The following is an 11613-nucleotide window of genomic DNA, read 5'->3' as shown; positions in this document are numbered from 1 at the left end:
TCCAAGCCACAACAGCAGCAGCGGACCCTCATCAGCCACACCCCGTCGTCCTGGGCATCCAGAGCGACTCACTCCAGACAAATCGATCTTAGGGAACCCTCATGACGGCCGTGCAGATCGCGCCCGGCGCCATCCACGTTCCCGGCTGGCTGAGCCTGGACCAGCAACGCGACCTGGTGACCTCCTGCCGCGCCTGGGCGGCGGGGCCGGTCCCGATCCGCCACACGGTGTTGCCGCGGGGCGGGGTGATGTCGGTGCAGACCGTGTGCATCGGCTGGCACTGGCAGCCGTACAAGTACACCCGCACCGCCGACGACGTCAACGGCGAACGGGTGGCCGCCTTCCCCTCCTGGATGGTCGAGCTGGGCCGTCGGGCACTGCGGGCCGTTGACAGCGACGCGAGCGGCTACGGTGACGCCGCCGGGTACACCCCCGACACCGCACTGATCAACTTCTACGACGGCGACGCCCGCCTCGGCATGCACCAGGACAAGGACGAGAAGTCCGACGCCCCGGTCGTCTCGCTCAGCATCGGCGACACCTGCGTGTTCCGGTTCGGCAACACCCAGACCCGCGCCAAGCCGTACACCGACATCGACCTGGCCTCCGGCGACCTGTTCGTCTTCGGCGGTCCCTCCCGCCACGCCTACCACGGCGTCCCGAAGGTCTACCCGGGCACCGGCGACCCGGCCACCGGCCTGGCCCGCGGCAGACTGAACATCACGATGCGGGTGACGGGCCTCGACTGAAGCCACCCGCGGCCACGACGGGCCGGCCCGCGCCCGCGAAGATCGAGCTAAGGGCACAGGGCGGTGGTCAGCAGGGTCATGGCCGCCTTTTCGGGGTCGCCGGAGAACGGGCTCATCGACAACGCGACCTGCCGCGAACCGTCGGCCGAGCTGAACGCCACCGTCGAGTAGCCCCGGGTGCCGCCGCCGTGGCCCCACGCGGTGCCGCAGGGCAGCGGCCCCACCTCCAGCCCCAGCCCGTATTCCTTGGCCGTGCCGAGATCCTTCATCTCCTTCAGCTGTGCGGGGCGCAGCAGCTTGCCCTGGAACAGGGCGCGAAAGAACCTGTTGAGGTCTTCGGTGGTGGAGATGATCTCACCGGCCGCCCCTGCCATCGTGGGATCGAACCGTGTGACGTCCACAGGGACGACCTTGCCACCCTTGGTGACCGGCGCATACGCGTGGGCATGCGGGCCGTGCACCTCCGGCGAGGCTCCCGGTAGGTGAGCGTGCCGACCAGGTGCGATAGCGCTCCCTCGGGATGCCCCACTTGTCGAACATGCCCTCGCTGTATTCGGGAATTCCGCTGGTGTGCTGGAGGAGGTGCCTGATCGTGATGTCGGCGCCCTTGTCCACGAGCCCGGGCAACCGCTGCTCCACGGTGTCGGACAGGTCCAGCTTTCCTTCTCCCGCCAGTTGCAGCACCACGGTGGCCGTGAACGACTTGGTCACACTTCCGGCCCGGAACCGCCCATCCATCGGAGCCGGCTGGGCGCCGCCCATTCGCGTCCTGCCGCAGCGCCTCGCCAGGTCTTGTTCCCGTCACGAACCTCGGCGATCGCGGCCACCGCGCCGCCGGCGACGATCCTGTCCAGCAACGCCTGCAGATCCGGCCGCTCGCGTGGCGCCGCGTCGGCCCACGCCCGTCGTCGAGCTCAACCGGGCGGTGGCGATCTCGGTGGCACAGGGCCCGGCGGCCGCGCTTCCCCTCGTCGACGAACTGGTCGCGTCGGGCGGCCTCTCCGGCTCTCACCTGCTGCCGAGCGTGCGCGGGGAGCTGCTCGCCCGCCTCGGAAAGCTCGACGACGCGCGGCGTGAGATCGAGCTCGCCGTACAGCTTTGCGGGAACGAGCGCGAGCGCCGCCTGCTCCAGCGCAAGCTCGCAGCCTTGGCCTGACTTATGGAACAAGCTCGCGATAGTCGTTTCGACTGCGCAGCCTGGTGTGATCAACGCTTGACGGGAAACCTGCTCTTCGCGTGATCGCCATCTCGCGGCAATGGGCTGGATCTCTACCTTTGTCACGCTGTCGGCCATGTCTCACGGCCTCTCACGACGTTCCTTCCTCGCCCTCGGCACCGGGGCGGTCGCAGGTTCGCTACTGCCCCCCTCCGTGCACCGCGCGCTGGCGATGCCCGTCCCCCAGGGCGGCCTGTCCGCCATCAAGCACGTGGTCTTCCTCATGCAGGAGAACCGCTCCTTCGACCACTACTTCGGCGGGCTGCGAGGCGTGCGCGGCTTCGGCGACCGCAACGCCGTACGGCTGAAGACCGGCAAGCCGGTTTTCGAGCAGCCCAACGGGGCGGGCAGCGTGCTGCCGTTCCCTGTCCGTGAGGCCGCCGACCTGGTCGGCAAGGACCTGCAGTGGATCAACGCACTCGCCCACGGCTGGAGCGACGGCCAGCGGGCCGCGGCCCAGGGCTGGCACGATGGCTGGATCCCCGCCAAGAGCCCCGCCACCATGACCTTCTACCGCCGCGAGGACATCCCGCTGCAGTACGAGCTGGCCGACACCTTCACCGTCTGCGACAACTACCACTGCTCCGTGCTGTCGTCGACGAGCCCGAACCGCAACTACCACGTCTCCGGCCACACCGGCTACGAGCCCGGCACCACCAAGCGCGCCATCGACAACGCCGCCTACGCCGAGGACACCCACAAGGGCTACACCTGGGCGAACGCCGGCGAGATCCTGCAGGCGGCCGGACGCTCGTGGAAGGTCTACCACGAGTGGGACAACTACCAGGACAACAACCTGGAGTTCTTCGCCCGCTTCCGGCAGATCGCCCGCAAGGCGCTGCGGGGCGACTACAAGAGCATGGATTCCTTCTACACCGCGGTGCTCGCCGCGCCGGAGGCCAAGCGGCAGCAGCTTCTCGCCGGCCTGGACGAGGGCGTGGCCACGCTGGACGCCGAGGAGCGCGTCCTGTTCGACCGGGCGCTGCGCCGCGTACCCGCCGAGCAGCTCGCGGCCGCCTTCCGCGCCGACGTCGAGGCCGGCACGCTGCCCGAGGTCAGCTACATCGTCCCCTCGGCCGCCGACTCCGAGCACCCCAGCGCCTCCTCGCCGATCCAGAGCGCCCGCATCACCTACGACATCCTCGACGCCATCGCCTCCAACCCGGAGACCTGGCAGTCGACCGCGGTGTTCATCACCTACGACGAGAACGACGGCTTCTTCGACCACGTGCCGCCGCCGCTGCCGCCCGCCGACCAGACCGACGACTGGTACGACGGCAAGCCCATCGGCCTGGGCATCCGCGTTCCGATGACGATCGTCTCCCCGTGGACCGCGGGCGGCTATGTCGCTTCGCAGATCTTCGACCACAGCTCCACCTGCCGCTTCCTGGAGACGTGGCTGGGCGTGCGCTTCCCCGACATCACCCGCTGGCGCCGCACGGTCGCCGGCGACCTCACCTCCGCCTTCGACTTCACCGGTACGGCGCAGCCGCCCACCCCGGCCCAGCCCGCCCAGGTGCCCGCCTTCAGCGGCCGGTGGCGGCCCACGCCCCCCGCGCAGCAGGCCATGCCGGAGCAGGAACCGGGCACCAAGCCCGCGCGCGCTCTGCCGTACCAGCCGAACGCCTGGGTCCGCGCGCTCGGGAAGGAGCTGGAACTGACGCTCGGCAACTCGGGCGGGGAGAGCATGCACATGACGCTCTACCCGTACCGGGGCGAGTTCGCGCTCCCGCTCCACGTGGACGTGCAGGGCGTGACCACCCGGCGGGTGCCCGTGGATGGCGACTACGACCTCGTGTTGACCGGGCCGAACGGGTTCCGGCGGGAGTTCGCCGGTTCCCTGGAGGGAGCGGCGGGCCGGGTCGAGGTGCGCTCGGTGATCGACATCGACCCGCGCAAGGTGCGCGTCGAGATCACCAACCTGGGCGACGCGAAGGTCAAGCTGCGCGTGCGGGCACTTGCCTATGGTGACAAGGAGCAGTCCGTGCCGCTCGGGCCCGGGCAGTACAAGCAGGTGGTGTGGCCGCTGGAGGACGCCCAGGGGTGGTACGACCTGGAGATCACCTGTGCGGACGATCCGTCGTTCCGCCGTCGTCTGATGGGCCATGTCGAGAACGGCAGGCCGAGCATCACCGGCTAGATGTACTGACCACAGAGGTCGAGCACTGAAATGAGGAAGGGCCTGCGGGTTCGGTGTGGATTGCGACATCCGCACCGAGTTCCCGGAGGCCCTCATGCCGCACCGAACGACGCATCACCGAGACCCGATCGCGCCTGCTCAGTGGCATGCCTCTTGCTCCAGCCCGGTGTCGTGTGTTCATGAGACGAACTGCTGCCCGCCGTCGATGTCGTACGTTGCGCCGGTGATCGCCGTGTTGCTCATGAGGTGGACGGCGAGCGCGGCGACGTCGGCGGGGCCGACGACGCGGCCGATCGGGAGCGTCGCCCGCAGCTCGTTCCTGCGCTCCTCGAGCCGATCTCCGAGCAGCGATGCCGACAACGGGGTGTCGACGAAGCCGGCCGCGATGAGATTGACGCGAACCGGCGCGAGCTCGAGCGCGAGGGCCGCAGTGAACGGAGGCAGCGCGGCGGTGGCGGCGGAGGCGATCCCGAGGCCGCGACCGACGCGCCGGCCGCCGGTACCGCCCATGAGCAGCAGCGTTCCGCCAGGCCTCATCTTGCCGGCGGCGTTGCGCGCGACCTCGAGCGCCAGCACCATGTGTTCGCTGATCGCCTGGCGTACCTGGGCTGCGTCCATCTCGAGCAGGGGCCCGTAGTGCGGGCCGCCGGCCGTGATCATCACATGGTCGATCGGTGTCGGCAGGTCCTGGAAGAACCCCTCCAGGGAAGCCGCGTCGTTGGCGTCGAAGGCCGCCGTGCGTCGCGCGCCGAGTTCCAGCGCCGCCTGCCGGAGCCGGTCGGCATCGCGGCCGGTGAGGATGACATCGGCGCCCTCGGCCAGGGCGCGTCGAGCTGTCTCGAGGCCGATGCCCGCGCTGCCGCCGATCACGACGACGGTCTGACCGGCCAGTTCCGGTTCGCGTTGGGGGGAAAGGGGAGTGGTCGTGTGGGTCATGTGTTCCTCCGATGGGTGATACAGGCCGGCCGGCCGGCCGAGCCCGTGCCTCCCATGTCCATCGGCGTGTGCTTGCTCACGCCCGTGGCCGTACCCGGGCCCTGGGCCGGAGCATGGGCGATGCGCTCAAAGTCTTCGGCAAGGCAGCCAGTACACCCGGCCCTTCGTCGCTCATGCGTATCGGCTGGGCCGCAGGCACCGTCCGTGCCTCCACCGGGGGTGACGCGCCGGAAGTCTGCCGCTTCACACCTGGCCTCCTGACCACGGTGACCGGCTCACCACTCCGGCGTTCCGACGAGCCATCCACGGGCGCGAAGTTCTCAGAGCAGGTGGAAGGGCGGGCCCTGTGCGCAGCCGGGAGGAGTGTTGTCGCCGCTGATGTCGAAATCGGCGCAGGTGAGGAACAGGTAATTGAATTTGCCGAGCAGGAAGGCCAGGATTCCGACGGCGATCGTGACGATGACCGCCCGTAGCCGGTGCAGCTCAGGCAGCTCGGTGTAGTCGGTCAGCAGGATTCTCGACAGCAGCCACGTCAGGGTCGGCGCGCCCACCAGGGTGAGCACCACCTCGAAGTAGTGGAGGTAGCGAATCCCGTGGGTCCTCGGCGCCACGACGGCCAGAACGATCCAGGCCGAGGGCAGTGCCAGAGCGAACCAGCCTGCCCAGGGCAGCGCACCTCTGATGCGCAGGATCAGACCCGAGAGCAGCACTGCCGTGGCCACGGCCCAGATTCCCAGCACGGCGTCGAAGAAGATGGCGTCGTACGCGCCCAGCGTGAAAGCGGGCCACCAGATGACGAGCGTGCCACCCGCCGATGCCGCCGCGGTGGCTCGCAGAGTGGGGTCGATTTCGGGAAGGCCGCGCTTCTTTTTCGGGCTGGGATCGCCACCGACCATGTTCACTCCGACCGCTCGACACCAGTTACCGGGGCGAGCCGCCGGACTCACGCTGTTCGGGACAACGCACGCCCACTCTTCGACAATATAGAGAGCTGCAGCGCATTCCCGGCTCGCCAACTCGCCATCCACACCGAGAAAATGACGATGTTTGCGAAAGGCGCTCAATGGTTACTCCCGTGTACGCGATACGGCCCGACAGGCATGAGCGCCACTCGACATGACAGCAGGGGTAATTCTGGACGGGGCGATAGAAAGCGACATTGATCAAGGCGACTCATAATCCCTGCATCGTGGGTTCAAGCCCCGCCCGTTCGTCGGCTCGTTGTGAGTCGAAAGGCACCCAGTGGTTGAAGTGCTTCCAGGTGGCCGTCGGCATCCGCGGTTCCGAGCATCCGGGGCAGGACCCCACTGACCCGGCCGAAACCCGCGACGGCTCCCGGACCGATCGTCTCTGACGCGTCCCTGTGTGGGGCACCCGACTGAACCTTGGTGTCTCTGCCGGATCTCAAGGAGCCGGGCCGGCAGGGGGCTTTCTGATCAGAGGCCGGGATGGAAAGCGATCTTCATTAAGTACCATGATCGAGTCGGGACACGGCGAGGGACGGAGGTCACGGGGTGAGGCAACAAAGCGGCGATGCCTCTTTCCTGCGGCGGCTCAACACCGCCGCCATCCTGCGCGCCCTGCGCGCCGCCCAAGTGGCCACCGTCACAGAGCTGGCGCGAGCCGCTCTCGTCTCCAGACCTACGGCGGAGACGGTCGTCGAGGACCTGCTGGCCGAAGGCTGGGCGGAGGAGTGCGGCGAGGAGCCGGGCGAACGCCAGCGCGGTAGGCCCGCCAAACGTTTCAGGTTCCGCGCGTCTGCCGGGCACGTCGTCGGGCTCAGTATCGGCGGCTATCGGTTGCACGCCATGGGCGCCGACTTGAGCGGTCAGATCCTCTTGTCCCGCAAGACTCGAGTCCACCCGGAGATGTCGGCCGAGGAGCGCCTGAGCGAGGTCACTCGTTTCGTGGATGCGTGCGCCGGCGAGTTAGGCACGGACACGCGCGGACTGGCATCTGTCGGCATCGGTACCACTGGAGTGGTCGACGAGGAGGGGCGGGTGATCAAGAGCACAGTGCTGCCCGGCTGGACGGGACTTCATCTGCAGGCTGAGCTGTCCCGTCGGATCCCGGCACCTGTGCTGGTAGAAAACGACATGCGCTTGGCTGTGCTCGCTGAGCACTGGCGCGGGATCGCGGTAGGCCGCAGTCACGTGGTGTACCTGTTCGCCGGGAACCGAATGGCGCTGGGCCTTTTGATCAACGGCCAGCCCTATCGTGGCGCGCACGCGGCATCGGGCGAGCTCGGAGAGCAGCCGAACGGATTGTGGCAGATCTTCGGCCGCGTCATCGACTACGCGATGGCGGTGGAACCAGGTGAGCTGCGTTCTCCAGGCCAGGCCGCGGAGTTCGCCTTCGCCAGGGCGGTCGAGGGCGACCAGCGCGCGGCCAAGGCGGTCGAGGCGCTCGCAGGGAGCCTGGCTGAAGGCCTCGTAACCGTGGTCAACCCCTTCGATCCTGAAATGGTGGTGATCGGAGGTTCGCTGTCCCGTGGCGGCGCACTGCTGGTCGACCCCATCCAGGACCACTTACAGCGAGTATGCCTCTATGCGCCGGAGGTGGTGGCCTCCCAGCTTGGTGCCGAGTCCATCGTCGTGGGAGCGGTCAAGCTGGCGCTGAACAACGTCGACACGCTGCTCTTCTCCTGAAGCCCGCATAGGCAAGTCACCGGCTTGCCACGACACATACCTCGCGGATCACCATGGCACCTGCTAGGTGAAACCCAACTCCTCGCGTGTCTGTATGACCGGGGTGCCGCCTTCCTCCAGGAAGTCTCGTACGGACACACCCTCCGGGAGATCTCGATACGTGGCGGTCATCAAGCGTTCGGCGAACTCGTACGTGGCACGCTGCAGAGCGGGGCTTCCCGCAATCTCTATGTACTTCTGGCGCAGCCACATCTGGTCGGTCTTGGCCTGCACGTCCTCAGGCACCTGGCCTTTGAGGTAGCGCTGCGCCGCGATCGTCCCCACCTGTTGGCTGATATCAAGGAAGTTCAAGATCGCCAGTTTGCGCTCCTCCCGGAAGGCGGCTTCGGCAGCGGCGGCGGCCTCCCACTTCTTCTCTCGTGGCCACCAACTGACCAAGCATGGTGGCGGCGGTTCCCACGAGGACACCACCCATGGGCAGCAGCGTCTCCAGAACGGAAGGCATGGCGGAACCTCTCGATCTCGCCTGTCGACGGGCAGCGATACGCGCGCCGTATCGCGGTCGCCGACAGGGCGGATTCGCTGCGGACGACACCTCAGTCCGCAGCCTAAGCGCGTTCTGACCTGCGTTCCAAGCAGTCTCGCACCCAGGGGAGTGGGTAGGCGGGCATCGAAGGTCGCGTACGGCCCCCGCGGCAGACCGCGTCGTGACTCAAGCGCGTCACTGGCGGTTTCTCTGGTCTTCGGCAAGATTGTCCAGCTGCGAGTGAGAAGTACTGCGACGCCGGGAGCGTTCATTGACAAAGGTCGCGTGCCTCACCATGCTCGGCAACGTGGCCATTCTGTCACTCTCTGTGACGAAGGGTTGGCCGTCTTGGAATAATGATGCGGAGCGGAATCATGGCCGAGCAGGGACGCGTGCGGTGGAAGCGCTTCGCTCTGATCTTCGCTCCGGTCGCGGCGATGACGTCGCTGCTGGTCGGCGCCACGGCCCAGGGCGTCATCGGCGCGACGTTCGTGGTCTCGGGCGACACCTTCAAGCTCTTCACCGGCGAACTGCGCGGCCAGGGTTTCGCCCTGGCCGGTGGCGTGGTGCGCAACAAGAAGGGCCAGGTGATTCCCGTCGTGGTGACCGGCATCCGGCGGGCCGTGGCCACCGACCTGTGCCAGAGCGTGCTCATGAAGACGCCTCTGGGCGCGGTGACGGTCAGGATCACCGGCGGCCAGGGCGGCAACCAGGTGACGGTCGAGGACATGGTGGTCGACGTGGCGGCAGCGCAGAGCGCGGCCACTCTCCAGGACATCGAACTGGGTCGCGACGCCAGCACGCTGGACGAGGTGCCCGGCGTCAGAGGCCCGGCCGGCACCTTCGGCGGACAGGGCAGGGCGCTCACCCTCCGCAACGTCAAGCTCAGCGCCTGGGCCGTCACGGCCGCGACCTTCAGCCTGCCCGACCTCACCATGAAGGTGTTGTCCGGCGAACACGAGTGCTTCTAGGCAGGGACGGGCCCCGGCCCCGCCGACAGTAGAGACCGATCATGGTACGAGCCGGAAGGCGGAAGATCATGAAGTCGTGGCGGCGTTCACGACCGTTCTGGGGTGGGCTGTTCGTCCTCGTGGCGGGCCTGGAGCTGCTCTCCATCCCGCTCGCCGTCGACGCGCTGCCGGTCGCCATCATGTTCGGCACGGTCGGAGCCACCTACCTGATCGCCGTGGTCATGATGATCCTCGGCGTGCTCGTCTGGCTGCAACCCGGTCAACGGGTCTTCCTCGGCCTGATGGCCGTGCTGCTGTCCATGGCGTCCTTCGTCTACTCCAACCTGGGCGGCTTCCTGCTCGGCATGATCATCGGCCTGCTCGGCGGCATGCTGGCGGTCGCCTGGACGCCCGTCAGCCGACCGGCGTCCCGCTTCGACACCGTCGACGTTCGCACCGTGCTCGCCGCGGCCCGGACGATCCTGTCGCGGATGAACGCACTGAGCCGGGCGACGACCGTTGACTTCGGGCAGCGCGGCCGGCGGATGGTGACGGAGATCCAGCGCTACCGGTGGCTGGTGACGGAGATCCAGCGCTGCCGGTGGCTGGTGACGGCGAGGCGGTGTTGGCGGCGGCTGGTGACCGCGAGGCGGGGCCGCGTCGACGAAGGCGCTCGTCCGGTGGACGCGGATGCGGTCGCGGAGCTTCGGAAGTCGGCACGGTGAGGCCAGCGGCGTCTGGCTCACGGTTCCCGCATGGCGGCGAAGGCTTCGCGGACGGTCGGGAAGACGGGGAGCTGCCGAGTGGCGCCGTCGCGGTAGGGGTTGGCGCGCAGTAGCGCCAGGACGGGCTCGTGGACGCGTGCCAGAGCCAGCCGGCTGCCGAGTGCTCGCAGGTCAACGGTGAGCTGGGCCAGGACATCGGCGGCGGTGGAATCCAGGTAGAACACCGCCTCGGCGTCCAGGATCACGCAGCGCGGCGGCGAGCCGGCCGTCACCAGGGTGAGGACTCGCTGCCGCACCCATTCGGCGTTGGCGAAGAACAACGGCGCGTCGACGCGGTAGATGAGGATGTCCGGATGGGGCGAGGCCTGATCGAGAAGCTCCCGGGGTTGACGATCGTGGCCGGTGAGGGTGAGGACGGCGTCGTGTGGACGGGCGGCGCGGCGGACCAGTTGAGCGACGGACAGGACCACCGCGACGAGCAGGCCCGGCAGTACGCCGAAGGCCAGCACCCCGGCCATGCTGACGAGCGCGATCACGCTCTCGTCGCGCCAGCCCCGCCACAGCCGTACGAAGCCGGTGAGGTCGATGAGCCTGGGCGCGCCCGCGATGACAATGGCCGACAGCACCGCCATGGGAAGGTAGGACAGCACCGGCCCGCCGGTGAACAGGACGAAGAGGACGATGCCGGCGGCCACGAGCTGGAAGAGCTGGGAGTGCGCGCCGGCGCCGCGGGCCGACAGGCTTCGCGAGGTGCTCGCCATGGGCGGGAAGCCGCCCATCGCGCCCGAGGCGAGACTTGACGCACCAAGTGCGGCGTTCTCCCGGTCTAGTGAGATACGGTCGCCGGAATCAGCCGCGGTCCGGCGGACGGCGCTCAACGTCTCGACCGAGGCGACCAGGGCCATGCCCGCAGCGGGGACCAGCAGCGCCCACACATCGTCGAGACTCGTGTAGAGCCGCGAGAGAGTGGGCGGACCGCCGGCTACCGGCCCGACCACCGCGACGCCGTCACGGCCCAGCCCGAGCGCGGCCGAGAGCGCGATCGCGGTCACGCAGACCACCAGTCCACCTGGCACGCTGGACAGGTAGCGTTTGAGCAGCACGAGCGCGGCCAGGGCACCCAGGCCCAACGCCGCGGTCGGCGGCTTGATCTGCTCCAGGTGGGTGCACACCTGCCACAGCCTGCGGAGCGGATCGGACCCGTGCGTCGCGACTCCCAGCAGCGCTCCCACCTGCCCGGTGATGACCTGCACCGCCACGCCCGCCTGGTATCCGAGCATCACAGGCGCCGACAGGAAGTCGCCGATGCCCTGCAACCGCAGCGCGGCTCCCAACAGGCACCAGAGGCCCACCAGGAGCGACAGGACCGCCGCGAGCGCCGTCACCCTGCCGGTGTCGGAGCCTGCTCGCTCGTGCACCACGCTGAAGGTCAGGAGCGCGAGCGTCGATGAGGGGCCGACCGATACGAAGCGCGTACGCGTCAACAGGGCGAAGACCGTCGCGGCGCCCAGCGCCGTGTACAGGCCGGCGGCCGGTGGAAGTCCTGCCAGGGCGCCGTAGGCAAGCCCTTGGGGCAGCAGGGTCACCGCTATCGCGAACGCGGCGAGGACATCCGCGCGTACCCAGCGTGCCGAGTAGTGCCGCAGCTGGCCGAGGAGCGGTACCGCTCTCGCCGCGAAACCGGCACGTGCGCCCATCTCATCATCATGTGTCTGGGCATAGC

Annotated in this window: 9 protein-coding genes and 2 pseudogenes; 6 read left to right on the top strand and 5 right to left on the bottom strand. The window is 68.5% G+C overall.

Annotated elements, in window-relative coordinates; all coding sequences use genetic code 11:
• Positions 1-101: 101 nt before the first annotated feature.
• Positions 102-749, top strand: coding sequence for an alpha-ketoglutarate-dependent dioxygenase AlkB (locus AB0B45_RS03730; protein ID WP_358124662.1), 648 nt, complete (start codon positions 102-104; stop codon positions 747-749).
• 47 nt (positions 750-796) lie between these two features.
• On the opposite strand, the pseudogene AB0B45_RS03725 reads toward AB0B45_RS03730, so the two are convergent.
• Positions 797-1487, bottom strand: a pseudogene (locus tag AB0B45_RS03725) (serine hydrolase domain-containing protein).
• Positions 1488-1644: 157 nt separating this feature from the next.
• Here AB0B45_RS03725 and AB0B45_RS03720 point away from each other — a divergent pair.
• Both AB0B45_RS03720 and AB0B45_RS03715 read left to right on the top strand, forming a co-directional pair.
• Positions 1645-1905, top strand: a pseudogene (locus tag AB0B45_RS03720) (RNA polymerase subunit sigma-24); the annotation flags it as partial.
• A gap of 136 nt (positions 1906-2041) precedes the next feature.
• Positions 2042-4105, top strand: coding sequence for a phosphocholine-specific phospholipase C (locus AB0B45_RS03715; protein WP_358124660.1), 2064 nt, complete (start codon positions 2042-2044; stop codon positions 4103-4105).
• 177 nt (positions 4106-4282) lie between these two features.
• On the opposite strand, the gene AB0B45_RS03710 is transcribed toward AB0B45_RS03715, so the two are convergent.
• Positions 4283-5041: an SDR family oxidoreductase gene (locus AB0B45_RS03710; protein ID WP_358124658.1), complete on the bottom strand. Its 759-nt coding sequence runs from the start codon at positions 5039-5041 to the stop codon at positions 4283-4285.
• Between the two features lie 320 nt (positions 5042-5361).
• Complete coding sequence (locus tag AB0B45_RS03705; protein ID WP_358124655.1) at positions 5362-6105, bottom strand: hypothetical protein; 744 nt, start codon at positions 6103-6105, stop codon at positions 5362-5364.
• A 450-nt stretch (positions 6106-6555) separates the two neighbouring features.
• On the opposite strand from AB0B45_RS03705, the gene AB0B45_RS03700 reads away from it, so the two are divergent.
• Positions 6556-7689: an ROK family protein gene (locus AB0B45_RS03700; RefSeq protein WP_358124652.1), complete on the top strand. Its 1134-nt coding sequence runs from the start codon at positions 6556-6558 to the stop codon at positions 7687-7689.
• Between the two features lie 63 nt (positions 7690-7752).
• Here the strand turns inward: AB0B45_RS03700 and AB0B45_RS03695 are convergent, their stop codons facing one another.
• Positions 7753-8127, bottom strand: a complete 375-nt coding sequence (locus tag AB0B45_RS03695) for a hypothetical protein (protein ID WP_358124649.1) — start codon at positions 8125-8127, stop codon at positions 7753-7755.
• Positions 8128-8589: 462 nt separating this feature from the next.
• Here AB0B45_RS03695 and AB0B45_RS03690 point away from each other — a divergent pair, with 462 nt between their 5' ends.
• The gene (locus tag AB0B45_RS03690; RefSeq protein WP_358124646.1) at positions 8590-9186 is read left to right on the top strand and encodes a DUF6230 family protein; all 597 of its coding nucleotides are present in this window, start codon (positions 8590-8592) and stop codon (positions 9184-9186) included.
• Between the two features lie 68 nt (positions 9187-9254).
• Entirely contained in the window at positions 9255-9890 is a 636-nt protein-coding gene (locus AB0B45_RS03685; RefSeq protein WP_358124643.1) for a DUF6114 domain-containing protein, read from the top strand.
• A gap of 17 nt (positions 9891-9907) precedes the next feature.
• On the opposite strand, the gene AB0B45_RS03680 is transcribed toward AB0B45_RS03685, so the two are convergent.
• The gene (locus tag AB0B45_RS03680) at positions 9908-11587 is read right to left on the bottom strand and encodes a SulP family inorganic anion transporter (RefSeq protein ID WP_358124640.1); all 1680 of its coding nucleotides are present in this window, start codon (positions 11585-11587) and stop codon (positions 9908-9910) included.
• Positions 11588-11613 lie beyond the last annotated feature (26 nt).

This window comes from Nonomuraea sp. NPDC049152 (assembly GCF_040648355.1).
GTDB lineage: Bacteria > Actinomycetota > Actinomycetes > Streptosporangiales > Streptosporangiaceae > Nonomuraea.
Note: the sequence above shows the minus strand (reverse complement) of the source record. Positions and strands in the feature narration are given on the sequence as shown.